The following is a 19,232-nucleotide window of genomic DNA, read 5'->3' as shown; positions in this document are numbered from 1 at the left end:
CCTGTTGGTAGAATACGCGCAATCTGTGAAAATAACATTGAAAAATCCGGTTGAGGGACTAGCCTTGTTCGGACCGCAGGATAAATTTCTGCATGTCATCGAGCGGGAGATTCCTGCACAAATCTATACGCGTGAAGCTGAAATAACGATTCAGGGGAATGCTGCGGAAGTGAACTCACTTCAGCAGCTTTTTGAGGTTCTTCTACAGCTCATCCGTAATAATTATACGCTGACAGAGCGGGATGTTTTATACGCGGTTGAACTTGCGAAGCAGATGAAAACCGACCAATTGCTTGATTTGTTCAAAGGTGAAATTACAACAACGCACAAAGGTAAACCTATACGTGTCAAAACGATAGGACAACGGAAGTATGTCGAGACGATTAAGAAGAAGGATATCGTTTTCGGAATTGGACCCGCAGGAACAGGTAAAACCTATTTAGCTGTTGTACTTGCCGTGACGAGGCTTAAAGAAGGGGCCGTCAAAAGGATTGTATTAACGCGCCCTGCTGTTGAGGCTGGAGAAAGTCTGGGCTTTCTGCCGGGGGACTTGCAGGAAAAAGTTGACCCTTATTTACGCCCATTGTATGATGCTCTTAATGATGTCCTGGGACCTGAGCAAGTGGCCAAGTCATTAGAACGAGGACTTATTGAGATTGCACCACTGGCTTATATGCGCGGGAGAACGTTAGATGATTCTTTCATCATTCTGGACGAGGCGCAAAATACTACGCCTGAGCAAATGAAAATGTTTCTAACAAGACTTGGATTCGGTTCCAAAATGGTGATTACCGGGGACGTTACACAAATTGATTTGCCGCGTGGCAAATCGTCCGGTCTCGTAGAAGCAAACCGCATTCTCGGTAATATTGAAGAACTCGGCTTTATTTATTTTGATGAGCAGGATGTGGTTCGACATTCACTTGTTCAGAAAATCATTGTTGCGTACAATGCTGAAAATGATAAGTAACTGAGCAGGGTTGTTAGGTAGAGAGGAATGACCTTCCGTGAAGAAAAATGAAGTGCAAATGAAAGGCAAATTTCATTACCAGCTGAACGGATGGAAATACAGTACAGGTATACGGGTACTGTTGTTTCTCTTGCTGGCGTTAATTTTTTATATGTCCCTTTACGTTAAGCTTGTGCCCCAAGTTTATGATATTGTGTTAGGAACGACGAGTGAAAAAACCATATATGCTCCTAGACAAATTGAAAACGCAATTGCTACTGAACAAGCGAAAGAAGACGCTGCCAAGCGCGTCCAACCCGTTTATCGCATTGTGAATCTCAAAAATGATACGCTTATTGATGTTATTTATGATAAATTATTGCAAATCAATGCGGATGAAGAAGTGAAATTCGACGACAAAGTCAGCATTTATCGCCGGGTTATTCCACAGCTAATCAGCGATACGCAAAATCAATCGATTAAATCACTTCGTATCAGCGGTCAATATAACGATTTATTGCTTGAACAAATCCAGCAGGGGCTTGCCGAACAGCAGTACCCGCTGCCGGAAGAAACTTATTTTAAGCTTCCAAGGTTGACCAAAGATGATTTAGCGGCCATGCGTCCAGTGACGAAAGACATCATTTACAAATTGATGAATGATCAAATCTTGGATGCGCAAACAGCCCGAGCTAAAGTTGCTGAGCTTGTCAATACATCGAACCTGACGAAGAATACATCTCGTGAAATGGTTACCGAAATAGCCAGAGCCCTCATAACGCCGAATAAATTTTTTGATCAAAAGGGCACTGAGGATGCCAAAGGACAAGCTAGAGAGAGCGTGAAGCCGGTATACATCAATAAGAATGATGTTCTCGTTAAAGTGGGGGATGTCATTACGGAAGAGATATACGCTAGGCTGGATAAACTAGAGCTCTTGAAGGACAAAGCGAATTACTTGCCGCAATTAGGGCTCAGTATTCTTTCGGCTCTCTTGTCATTCGCCGTCTATATGTTTGTCCGACAAAGCGCATTGCCAATCAAATACAATAATTCTCAACTCGTCATGCTCATTCTTATTTTTCTTATCAATGTCATGGGAATGAAACTGATTTCTCTCGTGCAAAATCTAGATTATCCTTATATTGGTTATCTGGCTCCGACTGCGTTAGGAAGTATCCTGATTGCCATTTTACTGGATGCTCCGCTAGCGTTCATTGCATCGGTCTTATTCTCCTTAATGGCAAGTATTATCTTTAACACGGAGCATGTGTTGCTTTTTGACTACCGTTTCGGATTAGTTAGCTTAGCTATTTGTTTCAGTGCCGTGTTCACGATTCAAAGGGCAAGCCAACGGGCTACCATTCTGAAAGCTGGTCTCATGATTGCCTTCTTCTCCATGTTAACGATTACATCGATGCTGTTAATGGAAGATCATTTTCAGAAGAGAGAAGCCCTTCTATCGCTTTCTTTCGCGGCTGCAGGCGGATTATTAACGGTTGTGTTCGTTATTGGGCTGCTGCCCTTTTTCGAAGTTGCATTCGGTATTCTATCTCCGCTCAAATTGGTGGAGCTCTCTAATCCGAATCATCCTTTACTGCGCAAGCTGCTTACGGAGACACCGGGGACCTATCATCACAGTGTCATGGTGGGTAATTTGTCGGAGGCCGCAGCTGAATCCATCGGAGCTGACGGGCTGCTATGCCGAGTTGGTTCTTATTATCATGATATCGGCAAAACAAAGCGCCCTAGCTACTTTATTGAAAATCAAACGAATATTGAGAATCCGCATGATCGAATTGATCCGAATTTAAGTAAGTCGATCATCATAGCGCACCCACGTGATGGCGTTGAAATGCTTAAGGATTTCAAAATGCCCAAGCCGTTACGAGACATTGCGGAACAGCATCATGGGACGACGCTTCTGCACTATTTCTATCATAAAGCGGTGAAACAAGCCGAAGAAGAGGGCAGTGAGAAAGAAATCCGCGAAGAGGATTTTCGTTACTCTGGTCCCAAAGCGCAATCCAAAGAAGCAGCAATTGTGGGTATTGCGGATAGCGTGGAGGCTGCAGTTCGATCACTGCGTAATCCGACGCTAGAGCAAATTGATTCGATGGTGCACAAAATTATTAAGTCTCGTTTGGATGACGGTCAATTTAATGAGTGTGATCTCACGCTCAAAGAACTCGATAAGATTGCCAAAACATTAAACGAAACCTTGTTAGGGATCTTTCACTCGAGGATTGAATATCCAAGTGAGCTAGCTCCAAAGAAGTCAGGGGCTTAATGATATCGACGACAAATTAAAGGAGGGACACATAATGGCAAGTATGGATTTAACATTAGAGTGGAACAGTGAGCAAGAAGTGAAAGAAATCACGCCTGCTTTTATTGAAAAGCTTGAAGAGCTGCTGCGTTTAGCAGGCGAACTTGAAGGCGTTGCGGCGGGTGAAGTTGCCCTTACATTTGTAGACGATGAAGCGATTCAAGAGCTTAATAAACAGTACCGTGACTTAGATAAACCGACCGATGTTCTTTCGTTTGCAATGAGCGAGTTCGGAGAGGATGAAATTCGTATCAACTACGAAGATGATGGTGAAGGCGACGCAGATGAACTTCAGGACGGTGAGACGGTATCTGAAGGGTTTATTGAGCCTTTAGGTGATATTATCATTTCGGTTCCCCGTGCCATCGCTCAGGCCGAAGATTATGGACATTCCGTTGAGCGTGAGCTCGGATTTCTATTCGTTCATGGGTTCCTGCACTTGATCGGCTATGATCACCAAAGTGAAGAGGAAGAGAAGATTATGTTTGCTAAGCAGGAGGACATTTTGCAGAAGGCAGGTTTGACCCGCTAATGTCGGACGGCTTCCGTAAATGGCGCAGGAGCTTCCGGTATGCCTATGAGGGAATCAAATATGCTTTAGATACGCAGCGCAATATGAAGTTCCATTTTTGCGTTGCTTTTCTTGTTTTATTGGCAGCGCTATTTATCCATCTGCCCAAAACGGACATTCTGTTTATTCTGCTGGCGGTAACTTTAATGATTGTTACTGAGCTCATCAATACGGCTGTGGAGAAAACGGTGGATCTGGCTATGCCAGATCGCCATCCGTTAGCCAAAATTGCGAAGGACGTCGCCGCGGCGTCCGTATTGGTGTCCGCAGGTTTTGCGGTGATTGTAGGCATGATTGTATTTTATGAGCCTATCGATCACTTGCTGCGAAATTCCAGAATGCAAGATGCTCCAGTATCAGCGGGAACAATTTGGGTCCTTATAGCCCTTGTTGTTTTGACGGTTATCGTGATTGAGACACGTTTCTCAGATAAAGGGAAACTGGTACGACCTAGCTTGTTAACGGCTGTTGCTTTCGCAATTGCTACTGTCATTACGATTTTCGTCTCGCAAACGATAGTTGCTCTGCTTGCCTACACGCTCTCTGTACTTATTTTTATTATGCTGTATGACAAGAGGAAGCGACCATTTCCAGCACTAATTCTTGGAGCACTCATTGGCATCATGGTCACAATCCTCGCTTTTTCATGCCTTAACATGCTATAACGTTAATATAAAATGAAAGTAGGTTGATGGCAATGAATCAACAAGAACTCATTCAACACGCGAAAGAAGCGATGAAAAGAGCCTATACACCTTATTCGAATTTTCAAGTTGGTGCGGCGCTTTTGGACGCAAACGGTCATGTACACTATGGCTGTAATGTAGAAAATGCTGCCTATGGACCGACCAACTGTGCTGAGCGAACTGCGTTATTTCGCGCAATTGCTGATGGTCATAAGGCAGGTTCCTTTCAAGCTATAGCGGTGATGGGGGACACAGAAGGTCCTATTTCCCCATGCGGTGTGTGCCGCCAGGTATTGGTGGAACTATGTGAGCCGGATATGCCAGTTTACCTTGGTAATTTAAAAGGTGATTTTGCAGAAACTACCGTGTCTGCCTTATTGCCAGGTGCTTTCACAACGAAAGATTTGCATATAAATGGAGGATAACTAGAAGTGGCTAAAAAAGAATTTAAATCAGGCTTTGTCGCTATCATCGGACGTCCGAACGTTGGGAAATCAACGCTGATGAACCAAATCATCGGGCAAAAAATTGCTATCATGTCAGATAAGCCTCAGACAACAAGAAACAAAATCCATGGGGTTTATACATCCAATAACGGCCAAATTGTTTTCCTGGATACGCCAGGTATTCATAAACCGACTTCCAAGTTAGGCGATTACATGAGCAAAGTGGCGCATGGAACACTTGGGGAAGTGGATGCGGTCCTGTTCTTGGTTGATGTTGCCGAAGGGATTGGCGGCGGCGACCGATATATTATCGAGCAGCTAAAGCATGTTGAAACGCCTGTCATTTTGGTGTTAAACAAAATTGACCTTGTTCAGCCTGAAGCGCTGCTGGCGATTATTACAAATTACAAAGATTTGTATAACTTTGCTGAAATCGTGCCGGTTTCTGCTCTCAAGGGTAACAATGTAACAACATTGTTGGAACAAATTGTTCGCTATTTACCGGAAGGTCCGCAGTACTATCCAGCCGACCAAATTACGGATCACCCGGAACAATTCGTATGCGCTGAACTCGTACGTGAGAAAATCTTACATTTGACGCGGGAAGAAATTCCGCATTCCATTGCCGTCCAGATTGAAGACATGCGTGTTGAGCCCAATGGTGTAGTCCATATTTCGGCAGTCATATTTGTTGAGCGAGATTCGCAAAAAGGTATCGTCATCGGTAAACAAGGAAGTTTACTCAAAGAAATTGGGAGGCAGGCTCGCCGTGATATCGAAACGTTGCTTGGTTCTAAAACTTTCTTGGAACTATGGGTTAAAGTGAAAAAAGACTGGAGAAATCAAGACAGAGTCCTGCGTGATCTTGGCTTCCGTCACGACTAATAGATTTTTCCCTAACAGTTCCAGTTTTTATTTCGCATAGAGAAGCTTCCTCTGCGCATCCTAAGAACATCACGTTCAATGGGGAGGATGCTGAACATGAAAGATTTTTCGTGGACGTATTTTTCAAAGACCGGTGATGTAGATGCCTATCTGCTGTACAAACAAGTCTCCGGAGAACCAGGTATGGACACCGATGTACAGGAAGAGGATCAAAGTAACGAAGAACCGCTCGAAGGTCTGAATATGTAAATTCATATTCATTAGGCTCGTAAATTTCAGAGCGGCATTCATGGGGGAAGTCATTTGCTGCGCAGCGTACAGGGGATTGTACTCCGTAGTATGGACTATGGAGAGGGAAATAAGATTATTAGTTTATTCACCCCCGAGCTGGGTAAGGTTGGTGTCATGGCTCGGGGTGCTAAGAAAGTGAAAAGTCGACATGCCGCCGTTACGCAGCTTTTTACGTACGGCGATTTTGTTTTTTTCAAACAAAGGGGTCAGATGGGGTCTCTGAATAGTGCTGAGATTATCGAAGCCCATCATGCTTTACGTGAAGATTTACATATGTCTGCGCATGCTTCCTATTTGGTGGAGATGACAGACCGGATGCTTGGTGACGAAGAGGGCAGCACTTATATATTTGAGCAATTGAAAGCTGGACTAATGGCTATTGAAGAGGGCAAGGACATGCAGATCGTCGTTCATCTCTATGAAATGAAGATGTTTGATCTAGCCGGCTATCTTCCTGTGACCAATGCTTGTGTCTCCTGTGGAGAAACTTCGGGGATTACTACCTTTAGTCCTGCAATGGGTGGGACTTTATGTGCTCGCTGTCGATATAAAGATACCGCGGCTATTCCTATCGGTGAAGGAGCGCTTAAGCTTTTGAAAATATTTCCTCGCATGGATATGCGGAGACTTGGTGCCGTTCAGGTAAAGGATGAAACGAAAGCGCAGCTGAAGACTTGCATGCGAGCTTACATGGATATCCATATTGGTGTTCAGTGGAAATCAAGAGGCTTTATTGAACAAATGGAAAAATACAACATATAGTGTTGATTCTAATTTGACATGTGATTTCGGCTTTGATATGATGTGGTGGAAATCACCTCGCCCTTGTGCTGTCCGCATATCGGTGAGGTTTTTCTCATGCTTTCGTTCTGTTTACATCAACTTTACATACAAATGACTAATGTAGGGCCTCGTCCCTGCTGAAAGGGGCTTAGGGAAATGGATCACCCACTACCTACTCGCGTATATGTAGTTTCTGATTCAGTTGGGGAAACAGGAGAATCAGTCGTGCGTGCCGCTGCGATGCAGTTTCATCCTGTACCCGTTGAAATTATGAGAGCTCCATTTATCCATGATTTTGAAGGAATAGATAAAGTCATCAATGCGATTAGGATACATGGCGGAATTGTCGTGTTTACATTGGTTATACCTGAATTGCGAGACGATCTGATAGCCAAGGCGAAGGAGTACGATATCCCGCATATTGACTTACTTGGGCCAGTTGTTGCTACCTTAGGGCAAGCATTACACCAAGAGCCTCGCAGACAACCGGGTATGATTCATCCGCTCGATGAGGATTATTTCAAAAAAGTTGAAGCGGTTGAATTCGCAGTCAAATATGATGACGGTCGGGATTTTAGCGGCATACAAAAAGCAGACATCATCTTATTAGGTGTTTCTCGGACGTCCAAAACACCCTTATCGATGTACTTGGCGCACAAAAGATTTAAAGTCGCCAATGTTCCATTGGTACCGGAAATGCAGCCGCCTGCTGCGATTTATACGGTTCCAAAGGATAAGATCATTGGGCTGCGGATTGACCCGGATAAATTGAATGTCATACGTCAAGAACGGCTGCGAACATTAGGGCTAGCAGAAAATGCAACCTACGCCAATGTAGAACGTATTAAAATAGAACTGGCTTTTGCTGACAAAATTATGAGCAAAATCGGTTGCGTCATCTTTGATGTTTCCAACCGTGCCGTTGAAGAGACAGCAAGTTTAATCATGGACCATATCGAACGAGTCCAGTAAGGTTTTATGTTTTCCCTTGCAGGATTTTTTGTAAGTCCATCGTATATAATAGTACGGTGAGATTTCTTCTAGAGAGCAGGGGCTGAACTGTATGCGAGCGAGAAGTATTATCGTTGATGCCGATGCTTGTCCAGTAAAATCTGAAATTGAGCAAGCAGGTAGGCAGTTTGGTGTACAAGTTGTGCTAGTTGCTTCTTTCGATCATCGGATGAAGGAGAACCCAGGCGTGAAGGTCGTTCAAGTGGACCGTTCTGATCAATCTGTCGATTTATATATTGCCAATCAGATTCAGCAAGGTGATATTTTGGTGACACAAGATTTTGGACTCGCCGCCTTAGGATTGGCTAAGGGATCTATTTGCTTAACGAATCGAGGGCAGGAATATACCGATAGTTCGATTGATTTCCTTTTGGATCGTCGTCACGCATCGGCCAAAATGCGCAGAAGCGGAAAGCATTCGAAGGGGCCAAAACCTTTTACGGAGGCAGATCGTCAAAATTTTCTACATGGTTTGACAAAACTTTTAAAATATTTGCAGGAAATCGAAAACAAGTAGCGAATAGTAATTAGTCGGAAAAGCGACCTGAATTGTAGGTGGAACGAAAATGAGGTACGGACGCATACCTGAAGAGGTCATTGAGGCTGTACTTAAGCGCCATGACATTGTTGATGTCATTGGTAGGCACGTACATTTGAGCAAGCAAGGGCATTATATGAAGGGGCTATGCCCGTTCCACTCTGAGAAAAGTCCTTCATTCACTGTCACACCGGAAAAACAAATTTATCGTTGTTTTGGTTGTAATGTGGGTGGGAATCTGATTCGATTCGTAATGGAAATCGAAGGACTTAGCTTCGCCGAGGCCGTAAGCAAGCTGGCAGAAGAAGCGGATATCCCAATCACTTGGGAGGAAGCAACAGAGGAGCAAAATGAACAGCAGCAAGAGAAAGCAACCTTGTTAAAAGCTTATGATTTTACAGCGAAATTGTACAATTATATACTTGGGAACACGGAACAAGGCAAAGTGGCAAAAGGTTATTTGGCCTCAAGAGGAATTTCGGATAAGCTGATCGAAACCTTCCAAATTGGTTATGCACCGGCCATGTGGGACACACTCGTTCAACAGCTAGATAAACGAGAGTTCGACTTAGCCCTGATGGAGAAGGGCGGTTTAATCTCTGCCAAACATGAAGGTAACGGCTATGTGGATAAATTCCGGGAACGCATCATGTTCCCTATTTGCGACTCTACTGGCAAAGTTATCGCATTCGGAGGCAGATCGATGGGCGATGCGCAGCCCAAATATTTAAATAGTCCGGAAACCATTCTTTTTAATAAAAGCCGGACAATGTATAACCTCCATCTGGCTAGACCTAATATGCGTAAGCTTCAACAAGCAGTTCTCTTTGAAGGCTATGTGGATGTCATTAAAGCATGGGAAGCGGGAATTAGTAATGGTGTCGCCACGATGGGGACAGCATTAACGAAGGAACATGCCGCTCTGCTGAACCGTAACGCTGACCAAATCGTCATTTGTTATGACGGGGATAACGCAGGACAATCAGCAGCATTCAAAAGTATTCCTATTCTAGAAGAGACAGGCAGCCGAGTCACGGTAGCCATGCTGCCAGACGGCAAGGATCCAGATGATTATGTAAGAAACTATGGTTTTGACCGATTCGTACGGGAGATTATTGAACCAGCCGTACCATCGATGAAATATAAGCTATTATACATCCGCAAAAATTTTAAGTTGCATGAGGACGGTGACAGACTTCGTTATCTGCAATCTGCTGTGAAATTAATCAGTCATCTTCAATCTCCGATGGAACGTGAACATTATTTGAAACAATTGGCTTCTGAATTCCCGGAATCTTCGTATGAGGCGATGAAGTTAGACCTTCACGAAATCTTGCTGCAATCGGAAAAAAACCGACCAGAGGGGGATAATAAACCAATTCTGTGGAATAATGTTATGAATAATGGGAGAACAGTGGAACGAACACTCAAAAAATCACCATCACTTTTGCCCGCTTATCATAATGCAGAACGGTTGATATTGGCGGTAATGATGCATGACCGTGACGTCTGCTCACAAGTGGAAGCACAATTAGGTGATCAATTCAATGTTGAAGCTCACGCAGTCTTAGCTGCTTATTTATATGCTTACTACGCTCAGAATGCTGAGCCGGATGCAAGCCGATACATTGCCATGCTGCAAGACGAACAGCTGGAGAGCTTGGCTAGTTCCATTGTAATGATGGGTGCTGGTCATGGAATTAACGAACAAGTGATTGACGACTATATTCGCCAAATTCGCAAAGTTCCAATGCAAGAAGAAGTTGAACGCAAGAAAGAAGAACGAGTTCGTGCAGAACGCGCGGGCGACCATCTTAAAGCTGCACAAATTGCTATTGAAATTATTGCCCTAGAAAAACGATTGAAGTCAACTTAGTATTACTGCAATGACTAGGGAGGAGGGAGTCCGTACCATGGCGAATGATCAGCGTACAGAACTAGAGACAGAATTGACCCTGGACCAGGTGAAAGACCAGCTAATTGAGCAGGGGAAAAAGCGGTCCTCACTAACTTACAAGGATATTATGGAGAAATTAGCTCCCTTTGATCAGGATCCTGAACAAATCGATGAGTTTTTCGAACAGCTTTCGGAGCAAGGGATCGATGTAGGGAACGAATCCGATGAGGATTCCATGAATCCAGAAGAAAATGAGCGCGATGAGTTTAACTTCGATGATGATCTGGCCTTACCGCCAGGGATTAAGATTAATGATCCAGTTCGGATGTATTTGAAGGAAATTGGTCGAGTACCGCTTCTTTCCGCGGAAGATGAAGTAGGGTTAGCCAAACGGATTGAAAATGGGGATGAAGAAGCGAAGAGACGTTTAGCAGAAGCTAACCTTAGACTCGTTGTCAGTATCGCCAAAAGATATGTAGGTCGAGGCATGCTGTTCCTAGATTTGATTCAAGAAGGTAATATGGGGCTTATTAAAGCTGTGGAAAAGTTTGACCATACCAAAGGATATAAGTTTAGTACGTATGCGACATGGTGGATTCGTCAAGCGATTACCCGTGCCATTGCGGACCAAGCGAGAACGATACGTATTCCGGTACATATGGTCGAAACGATTAATAAACTTATCCGTGTTTCCCGTCAATTGCTGCAAGAATTAGGGCGTGAACCTACACCGGAAGAGATTGCCAAAGAGATGGATTTGAGCACAGATAAAGTACGTGAAATCATGAAGATTGCACAAGAGCCTGTGTCGTTAGAAACACCGATTGGTGAGGAAGACGATTCTCACTTGGGAGATTTCATTGAGGATCAAGAAGCGTTGGCACCAGCTGATGCTGCCGCGTATGAGCTTCTGAAGGAACAGCTTGAGGACGTTCTGGATACGTTGACGGAAAGAGAAGAGAATGTACTTCGCTTACGTTTTGGACTAGATGATGGACGTACACGTACGCTTGAAGAAGTAGGTAAAGTTTTCGGTGTTACACGTGAACGGATTCGTCAGATCGAAGCTAAAGCTTTGCGGAAGTTGAGACACCCAAGCCGTAGCAAACGGTTAAAGGATTTCTTGGAATAAAGACGCTGTGAGAGGGCCCTGCCAATTCGGCGGGGTCTTTTTTTATTATAAAAACTACTACTAAAGCCAGAGGAAGAATTCACCGATAAAGTAGCTAGGAAGGTGAGCGAATAAATGGATGCAGAGAAACGAAAAGTGATTGTCAGTGAAATCCATCATTGGCGCAGAAGCAAATTGCTTCCTGAGCATTACTGCGATTTCCTAATGAATTTGTATGTGGATGAATCAACGCCTAAACCTGCTTCATTAATGGGGGTATCCGCATCCTCGGTAGCGAACAGTAATTGGAAAATATGGTTGGCCATTATGGCGGTGATTGCCGCTCTTGCCTTATCTGCTCTTAATTTTAACTCTTTTGGATTGCCAATGCAAATTGGAATTTCCACGCTTTTTGTCATCATTTGTTATGCATTTGCATATCGGCATTATCAGAAAGCACCAGTTATTTCTTATTTGCTCTGTGGTGTTTCTTCGATTGCTTTGCTTTTTCTCGGTTTGTATTTATTAGATTTGTATGAAGTGAGTTCATCTTATGCCTATGTTGGTTATTTAGCTTTTTGTAGTAGTGTCTGGCTGTTTAATGGGTTAGTAGGCCGTATGGCCATTTTCCAGATATGCGGCTGGCTGGGGCTAGTCGGTACATATGGGTGGCTATTGCTGCACAAGCTTGACAGTCCTGGGTGGTTCTCACTTGAAATTAGTTGGATTCCGGTTAGTATTGTACTTATATGGATGGCTTGGCTTGCGCATCATACGAATAAGCAAGCAGCTAGCGTGCTTCTGTTAGTTGGGAGTATTGTATGGTTTGCTCCTGAAGCGATGACGTTTCTAACAGATGTCAATATGAGTTCTCGTCTCATTCAATTATCGTTTACAGGCAAGTTAGTTTCTGCAGGCGTGGCATTATTTTTGCTGCGTAAAAAATGGGTAGAGTGGGTAATGTAACATATGGTGAAATTATCGAAAAGACTGCAAATGATTGCAGACCGAGTTCCATTAGGCTCAAAGGTAGCGGACATTGGTTCCGATCATGCCCTATTGCCAACGTATTTGGCACAACAGGGTATTATTTTGTTTGCTGTGGCTGGCGAGGTGAATCCAGGGCCTTTTGAAGCGGCAACAAGACAAGTTCTAGAAAGCGGATTGTCCAAGAAAATCAGTGTAAGATCCGGTGATGGACTCGCCGTTATTGAGGCTGGAGAAGTCAATGTCATTACGATCGCCGGAATGGGCGGAAGTTTGATGGCGAGTATTTTGGAAGCTGGAAAGCATAAGCTGCAAGGCGTCACTCATCTCATTTTGCAGCCCAATGTCGGTGAAGATCATGTGCGGCGTTGGTTGCTGCAGCAGGGTTGGAATCTGGAATCCGAAACGATTCTAGAGGAAGACGGTAAGATTTATGAGATATTGACAGCCATAGCTGTGCCGGATGCGGAAAAGGATACATTGAATGTTCTTTACGCTGAACGTCAACTGCCAGGTGGGGTTAGGGTATCGAAGGAACGCTTGCTTCAAATGGGGCCATACTTCATCAGCGAGGCTCCAGAAGTATGGTTTATCAAGTGGGAAAGCGAACTGAAAAAGTTGGCCATGATTAAAGGGCAGCTCCAACTATCCTCCGCAGAAGCGTCTGTTGCTAAGGCAGAGCAGGTCGGTCAAGAAATGAAGGAAATAAAGGAGGTACTCGCTTGTTTGCAAAAGGTCAAACCGTAATCCAGCTGTTTGAACAGCTGGCGCCGAAGCATTATGCGATGCCTGATGATAAAATAGGCTTACAGCTAGGGTCTTTGCAGAAGGAAATCCAAAAGGTCCTCGTAGCCTTGGATGTCACCGATGAAGTGGTTGAAGAAGCCATTCAGCAAGGCGCTAATCTTATTATTGCTCATCATGCGATTATTTTCAGACCGCTCGCTCATCTGCAAACGGATACGCCTGCCGGTCGTTTATATGAAAAATTAATTAAGCATGACATCGCTGTCTATATCGCTCATACGAATTTGGATGTGGCTGAAGGCGGCATCAACGATATGATGGCTGATAAGCTCGGTTTGACGGAGCTTACTCATCTGGAGGATGTGCATACGGAGAAGCTGCAGAAGCTGGTTGTTTTCGTGCCTGAGACGCATCACCAGGCTGTGCTGGATGCCCTTTTCACCGCGGGAGCGGGTGGAATCGGGCAGTACAGCCACTGCAGCTTTAACATCCCCGGAACGGGGACGTTCCTGCCGCAAGAAGGGACGCACCCGTTTATCGGGGAAGCAGGCAAGCTTGAACGCGTAGAGGAAGTACGCGTAGAGACCATCGTAACCGCCAGCGTACAGCGCAAGGCGGTTCAGGCTCTATTGAAGGCCCACCCCTATGAGGAGGTGGCCTATGACCTCTACCCGATGGACCTCAAGGGTAGAGTGTTCGGTCTAGGCCGCGTGGGCAAGCTGCCCGCGGCTAAGACTCTTCGCGAGCTGACGGAGCTCGCGAAGCAGGTGTTCGACGTGCCGGCGGTGCGCGTCGTAGGCGATTTGGAACGGCCCATCCGTAAGGTGGCCGTTCTGGGGGGCTCTGGCGGCCGCTACATGCGGCACGCCTTGTTCGCCGGCGCCGATGTGCTGGTCACCGGCGACATCGACTACCACACCGCGCACGATGCGCTTGCGGCGGGTTTGGCTTTGATCGACGTTGGACATAACGTCGAGAAGATCATGAAGCGCGGCGTAGCGGATTATCTCGCCGCGCAGTTGGCCAAGACGGACACGCAGGTGCTGGCATCCGAGGTCGAAACAGAGCCATTCCAGTTCCTGTAGGGATTAGGGCTAGATTGCTCAAAAGCCTATTTCTTGGCATGCCTTATTTACCTTCTGAGTTTCAAATGGTATTTGAGGAAACGATCAGCAGTTGTATTTCGAAGGCATTCTTAGTATACTAGCAAATGCACCGGAAAGTTTGACAGACAATCGCTGGCTGTGGGTAAGCCACAGCGAGAGGAAAGTCCGGGCTCCATAAGGCAGGGTGCTGGATAACGTCCAGTCAACGCGAGTTGAAGGATAGGGCCACAGAAATGGACCGCCGATGGTTTCCCGCAAGGGATTCACAGGCAAGGGTGGAACCGTGGTGTAAGAGACCACGAGGTTCTATGGTGACATAGATCCTGGTAAACCCCACTTGGAGCAAGACCTAGAGGAACGCAAGCCGCTTTCGAGGTGGCAGTCTTAGCCTGAGACGCGTTCGGGTTGGTCGCTTGAGCTGTGCAGCAATGTATGGCCTAGATAGATGATTGTCACTTCAATGGTGGCAGGGGACAGACGCCCGCTATGACCACTGGAAGTACAGAACCCGGCTTACGGCAAACTTTCCATACTGTCGGTTACCCGCAAGGCTTAGGCCCTGCGGGTATTTAATTTTTCTAGAAAAAAATAGGAGCCTCCAGAAGCTTCTATTTTCACAAAAAGTGAGTAAAGAAGCGGAATAAGAGTTCCCAAAGGCTTCTATTTGATACTTAGACCAGTGTTTAAGTTAAGTTTATCCGAATAAGAGCCTCCAGAAGCTTCTATTTTCGCAAAAAGTGGCTAATGAAGAGAAATAAGAGTCCTTTAGAGGCTCTTATTTTACTTTAGAGAAGAGTTCAAGTTTTACAAAGCGGCAAGGATAAAAGGAAGGTCTTGAAACGAAGCAAAATTAGCTTAGAGGCATCCACTGATGAGCGATTCCCTACAAAATGCTGTAATAATCGCACAAGAATTAGCACGTACATTTGATCAAAAAGGGGCTGTCCCAAAAGTACTCGCATGATTGAGCATGTCCCAAATATAAACAAAAGAACCTCCAATTCCACTACTAAAGTGGTGAGATGGAGGTTCTTTTTACATATGAATCTGATTCTAAGTGGGCTCAAAAATCATAAATTGACTTTTGGGACAGCCCCTTTTACTTTAATAGGCATACTTTTTCGTAATGAGATGCATTTGACGAGATAGGTTTTGCGGAAAGTAAGAAATCTGCTGTGAGCTTTGTTCGGCCATTTTTACAGCTTTCACAACATCTATTAATCCGAAGCCGAAGTATTTGTCTCTGCCTTTTGTACCAAGGTCTTGTGCGGATTGTTTAATGATTTCGTAAACCTCCGTGTTTTTCAAACTAGGATTCGTAGAACGAACTAAGGCTGCCAAAGCAGTGACATGAGGGCTAGCCATGGATGTACCCGATAACGCGGCGTATTGATTATTTGGATACGTACTCGCGATACTGACACCAGGGGCCGTCACAGCAATATAGTCGCCATAATTTGAAAAGGGTGCCTTGTTATTTTGAGAATCACTCGCGGCCACAGCTAACACTTCCGGATAAGCGGCTGGAAAACCAGGTCTTTCTGTATTGTCGTTGCCGCTCGCCGCGATGAGTGCCACATCTTTATTGTAGGCATATCGGATGGCGTCGTGGAGAAAGCTTGAATCCGCGTAATTGCCAAGGCTGAGATTCATGACTTTAGCGCCATGGTCAGCAGCCCAAATGATACCTTGAGCGACTGAATAGGTACTGCCTGCTCCAGTTTGATCTAAAACTTTGACTGGTAATACTTTGTTATACCAAGTCATACCTGCTACACCTAGATTGTTGTTAACTAATGCAGAAATAACACCTGTGACATGTGTACCATGTCCAACATCATCCTGCGGGTTGTCATTATCACTAATGACATTATAGCCAGGCAAAAGTTTAGAAGTCAGATCAGGGTGCTTCAAGTCAACTCCTGTGTCGACAACAGCGACGATCACATCTTTCGAACCGCGCGATAATTGCCATCCCTGAACAGTCTCGATAAGAGGCAAGTTCCATTGATACCTACTGTATAGATTATCATTAGGCATAAAATTAGCCGTTATATCAGTTGAGGTCGAACTCGAGGCTCCCGAATCTGTCTGACTGGAGTCATCTTTATTCGCAGCTTCTTCTTGATCGTCATAATAATCATTTGTTAAGTAGAGGAAATGAGGCTCTACATAGACGACATCCCATTTTTTGAAATAAGTCATTAATGCTTTGGCTTCCATGCTTTGCGTGCGGAATACATACGTATAACCGAGTTTTTGGGCGGAAATGGCTTTTATTTCGTTTTTGATTTGTGTCAGCTGAGTTTCCGTTGGATCCTGCTTGAAGCGGACCACTACTTCATTTTGATGATAGTGGCTTGTTCCTTGATTATCCTCAGGATGATCGACGACTTTATCTTGTAAAGTGTCCGTATCCACTGACTCGACTTTCCAACGATTTTCACTAGGATAAGGCTCTAGGCGTAAGTTTTTCAACTGGTGATCAGTTACTTGATGAAGAATATCCTGATGAATAACACCTACTAAGGAGCTGTCTCTATTAGTTGAAGGAGTGCCCTGAACGAAATAAATTTGCTGCGCCGCGCCGAATTTAGGTGATTGGTAATGTTTTCCTTCATCGACGGCTAGTTTAGCTTCCTTTAAATAGGAGAGGGCCTGTTCTTTATAAGAACTTGGCACTTCACCTACTGTAATCCCTTTTTCCAAAGGTTGGCTTTGCTTCGACCAAATAAGCACATCCATTTTTTCATGTTCTTTTTTCATTTCGCTTAGCACTGTTAAAGTTGGCTCTCCGCTTTCAATTTTGCTAAGCATTCGCGAATAATCGATGGAACATTGGCTTCTACATAGATCATCAGTCAGCTTAACGTCTTGTTCCAGAAGAGATAACTTTGCAGTTGTTTCATACTTTGTACTGTACACTTCGGGTCCAGGTTGGTTCTCGTTATTTGAATGGTGTGGGAAAAGGATAATGCCTAAACCAAGAACTAAAGTCATAGATGACAGATAACGCCACATAAAAAGCTCCTCCTTCTAAACGTGCTTAGTATTCCGCTGACGAAACGAATTACCTTTGACTAGGGTGAGGAGCGGAGGATTGTTTTATACATGGAAACTGGAGTTTTACATATACCACTTCGGGTTAATTTATGGTAGGATAGGAATAGCGCAATTATAGGAGGTCTTCATAAATGGCTGTTTTTAATGTGAAAAATATTTGTGATTCAACGCGTACGAAGTTAAAAGAAACGACTGCCAAAATGGAGCTGTTTCTGAATCAAAATTCGCTCGCACAGTTAAATGTGGAGAATGATCCTGCTATGGATGAGTTTTACCGCGGTTATTTGCAGGATACTCGCCATCTATTAGTATTTTGTGAAGTGGCGTACGAGAAATTGGGCGTTAGCTTGAGACGTCCTACTTTTAATGTGGATTTTTCGGAAAAAGTACTGTATGAGGTTTATCATACATGTGTCAATACATTTTTCTACCCTAAAAATGAATGCTACTCTGAAGATGGTCGTTATGCTTATACAGGACAAGATGCTATTCGTTTCCGCAAAAAGCCATCACGTGAAGTACGTGATTTGACGATTGAGCTGTCCAAAGTATTCGAGGAACTTCGTGAAGATTTGTCTTACTATGAAACAGATTACATCACTCAACGTCGTATGCAAGGCGAAAAAGTATAATTTTAATTGAATTGGCAAATACAAGAAGGGATGCGACTATAAGCGCATCCTTTTTCTTTTAAAAGGAGACATGATGCATGGAGCGTGAACAATTAATCAACAGCAGTATCTCGATTATTAAGCTGAACCAGCATCCTAGCGGGGGTTATGTAGCTTCACCGTTATTTCCGCCGTACTCTTACAGTTGGCTCAGAGATGGGACTTTTATCGCGAATGCGATGGATCGCTCTATGGAAACCGAAAGTGCTGAGCTATTCTATCGCTGGGTACATCATGTTTTGAAGGACAAGCGTCCGCGTGTGGATGCGTTAATTCGTAAACAGGAAGCCAAAGAATGGATAGACCGCTCCGAATTTTTTGGAACACGTTATCATTTAGATGGCCGTGATGATGTATCAGAGTGGGGACATTTTCAACTGGATGGTTATGGAGCGTGGCTATGGGGTCTTACGGAACATATTCGTATAACTGGTCATTCCGAGCTCTTAGATGAGTTGAGAGAGAGTATTGAGATAACTGTTGATTATTTGATGACGTTCTGGCATTTTCCGAATTTTGATTGTTGGGAAGAGTTTCCTGATTACGTTCATCCAGCTACATTAGCATGTGTTTATGGCGGTTTAAAGGCACTTGGTGAACTAGAGAATCGTCCTCCACTGCTAGAGAAAGCGGCGTTGATAAAAAAGTTTATCATGGATCATGCCGTCTATGAGGGGCGTTTCGTTAAATCTATTCATTGCTTGGAAGAAGTATGGCAGCCTGCTTTAAATGGCGTGGATGCAAGTCTGTTGTGGCTGACCGTTCCTTTCGGTGTCTGTGAAGTTAATGATCCTATTATGTTGAAGACGGTACAAGCTATTGAAGCTGACCTCAAGCATGAAGGTATCCAAAGATATGTCGAGGATCGCTATTATGGGGGCGGAGAGTGGCTGCTGCTTACTGCATGGTATGGATGGTACCAGGCGAAGCTGGGTAATCGTGAAGAGGCTCAGCGATGCTTAGATTGGGTAATGAGTAAAGCAGATAAGCTTGGCCGATTGCCGGAGCAAGTCGCGGAAAGCCTTAGAGATCCCTCATCTCACCCGGAATGGATTGCCAAATGGGGAGAGCCAGCGCTGCCGCTTCTTTGGTCTCAAGCGATGTTCTTGGTGCTTTCTGACAGCTTAAAATAAGCATAGTTCGCCCTGATAGCGGGCAAAT

General features: G+C 44.5%; 18 protein-coding genes and 1 other RNA gene. 18 read left to right on the top strand and 1 reads right to left on the bottom strand.

Translation table 11 applies throughout. The annotated features are described in order from the left end of the window. Positions 1-4 precede the first annotated feature (4 nt). The 16 genes from ASD40_RS09705 to rnpB all read left to right on the top strand — a co-directional run bounded on the left by ASD40_RS09705 (position 5) and on the right by rnpB (position 14,868). Complete coding sequence (locus tag ASD40_RS09705; RefSeq protein WP_057303093.1) at positions 5-970, top strand: PhoH family protein; 966 nt, start codon at positions 5-7, stop codon at positions 968-970. A gap of 58 nt (positions 971-1,028) precedes the next feature. Further along, positions 1,029-3,239 carry an HD family phosphohydrolase gene (locus ASD40_RS09700; RefSeq protein ID WP_057303237.1) on the top strand — a complete coding sequence of 737 codons (2,211 nt, stop codon included), beginning with the start codon at positions 1,029-1,031 and terminating at the stop codon, positions 3,237-3,239. Positions 3,240-3,282: 43 nt separating this feature from the next. Next, positions 3,283-3,810: an rRNA maturation RNase YbeY gene (gene ybeY / locus ASD40_RS09695; RefSeq protein ID WP_057303236.1), complete on the top strand. Its 528-nt coding sequence runs from the start codon at positions 3,283-3,285 to the stop codon at positions 3,808-3,810. Next, on the top strand, positions 3,810-4,514 hold the full coding sequence (locus tag ASD40_RS09690) for a diacylglycerol kinase (RefSeq protein ID WP_057303092.1): 705 nt from the start codon (positions 3,810-3,812) through the stop codon (positions 4,512-4,514). Before ybeY ends, ASD40_RS09690 begins: the two co-directional genes overlap by 1 nt. Positions 4,515-4,546: 32 nt before the next feature. Continuing rightward, positions 4,547-4,960 carry a cytidine deaminase gene (cdd, locus tag ASD40_RS09685; RefSeq protein WP_057303235.1) on the top strand — a complete coding sequence of 138 codons (414 nt, stop codon included), beginning with the start codon at positions 4,547-4,549 and terminating at the stop codon, positions 4,958-4,960. Between the two features lie 6 nt (positions 4,961-4,966). Continuing rightward, positions 4,967-5,866 (top strand): GTPase Era, encoded by a 900-nt coding sequence (era, locus tag ASD40_RS09680; protein WP_057303091.1) that lies wholly within the window; start codon positions 4,967-4,969, stop codon positions 5,864-5,866. Between the two features lie 96 nt (positions 5,867-5,962). Then, positions 5,963-6,115 carry a YqzL family protein gene (locus ASD40_RS36315; RefSeq protein WP_082562144.1) on the top strand — a complete coding sequence of 51 codons (153 nt, stop codon included), beginning with the start codon at positions 5,963-5,965 and terminating at the stop codon, positions 6,113-6,115. A gap of 54 nt (positions 6,116-6,169) precedes the next feature. Then, positions 6,170-6,919, top strand: a complete 750-nt coding sequence (gene recO, locus ASD40_RS09675; protein ID WP_057303090.1) for a DNA repair protein RecO — start codon at positions 6,170-6,172, stop codon at positions 6,917-6,919. A gap of 177 nt (positions 6,920-7,096) precedes the next feature. Continuing rightward, entirely contained in the window at positions 7,097-7,912 is an 816-nt protein-coding gene (locus ASD40_RS09670; protein ID WP_057303089.1) for a pyruvate, water dikinase regulatory protein, read from the top strand. A gap of 91 nt (positions 7,913-8,003) precedes the next feature. Next, complete coding sequence (locus tag ASD40_RS09665; RefSeq protein WP_057303088.1) at positions 8,004-8,468, top strand: YaiI/YqxD family protein; 465 nt, start codon at positions 8,004-8,006, stop codon at positions 8,466-8,468. 49 nt (positions 8,469-8,517) lie between these two features. Next, positions 8,518-10,365 (top strand): DNA primase, encoded by a 1,848-nt coding sequence (gene dnaG / locus ASD40_RS09660; RefSeq protein WP_057303087.1) that lies wholly within the window; start codon positions 8,518-8,520, stop codon positions 10,363-10,365. A gap of 37 nt (positions 10,366-10,402) precedes the next feature. Then, positions 10,403-11,518, top strand: a complete 1,116-nt coding sequence (gene rpoD, locus ASD40_RS09655; RefSeq protein ID WP_028558036.1) for an RNA polymerase sigma factor RpoD — start codon at positions 10,403-10,405, stop codon at positions 11,516-11,518. Positions 11,519-11,632: 114 nt separating this feature from the next. Next, complete coding sequence (locus ASD40_RS09650) at positions 11,633-12,463, top strand: hypothetical protein (protein ID WP_057303086.1); 831 nt, start codon at positions 11,633-11,635, stop codon at positions 12,461-12,463. A gap of 3 nt (positions 12,464-12,466) precedes the next feature. Beyond that, complete coding sequence (locus ASD40_RS09645; protein ID WP_057303085.1) at positions 12,467-13,231, top strand: tRNA (adenine(22)-N(1))-methyltransferase; 765 nt, start codon at positions 12,467-12,469, stop codon at positions 13,229-13,231. Then, positions 13,207-14,316 (top strand): Nif3-like dinuclear metal center hexameric protein, encoded by a 1,110-nt coding sequence (locus ASD40_RS09640; RefSeq protein WP_057303084.1) that lies wholly within the window; start codon positions 13,207-13,209, stop codon positions 14,314-14,316. The genes ASD40_RS09645 and ASD40_RS09640 overlap by 25 nt, the downstream gene beginning before the upstream one ends. A gap of 134 nt (positions 14,317-14,450) precedes the next feature. Continuing rightward, positions 14,451-14,868: RNase P RNA component class A (gene rnpB, locus ASD40_RS10455), an RNA gene on the top strand. A gap of 573 nt (positions 14,869-15,441) precedes the next feature. On the opposite strand, the gene ASD40_RS09635 is transcribed toward rnpB, so the two are convergent. Next, a complete protein-coding gene (locus ASD40_RS09635) occupies positions 15,442-17,358 on the bottom strand; it encodes a S8 family peptidase (RefSeq protein WP_057303083.1) in 1,917 nt (638 codons plus the stop codon). Positions 17,359-17,531: 173 nt separating this feature from the next. Between ASD40_RS09635 and ASD40_RS09630 the strand changes: the two genes are divergently transcribed. Then, positions 17,532-18,032 (top strand): YpuI family protein, encoded by a 501-nt coding sequence (locus tag ASD40_RS09630; protein WP_029195899.1) that lies wholly within the window; start codon positions 17,532-17,534, stop codon positions 18,030-18,032. Between the two features lie 77 nt (positions 18,033-18,109). After that, positions 18,110-19,204 carry a glycoside hydrolase family 15 protein gene (locus tag ASD40_RS09625; RefSeq protein ID WP_057303082.1) on the top strand — a complete coding sequence of 365 codons (1,095 nt, stop codon included), beginning with the start codon at positions 18,110-18,112 and terminating at the stop codon, positions 19,202-19,204. Positions 19,205-19,232: the final 28 nt, after the last annotated feature.

Origin of the sequence: Paenibacillus sp. Root444D2, assembly GCF_001426375.1 — a bacterium.
In the GTDB taxonomy this organism is placed as follows: domain Bacteria; phylum Bacillota; class Bacilli; order Paenibacillales; family NBRC-103111; genus Paenibacillus_E.
The sequence above is the reverse complement of the archived record's forward strand: the minus strand, read 5'-3'. Positions and strand labels throughout refer to the sequence as shown.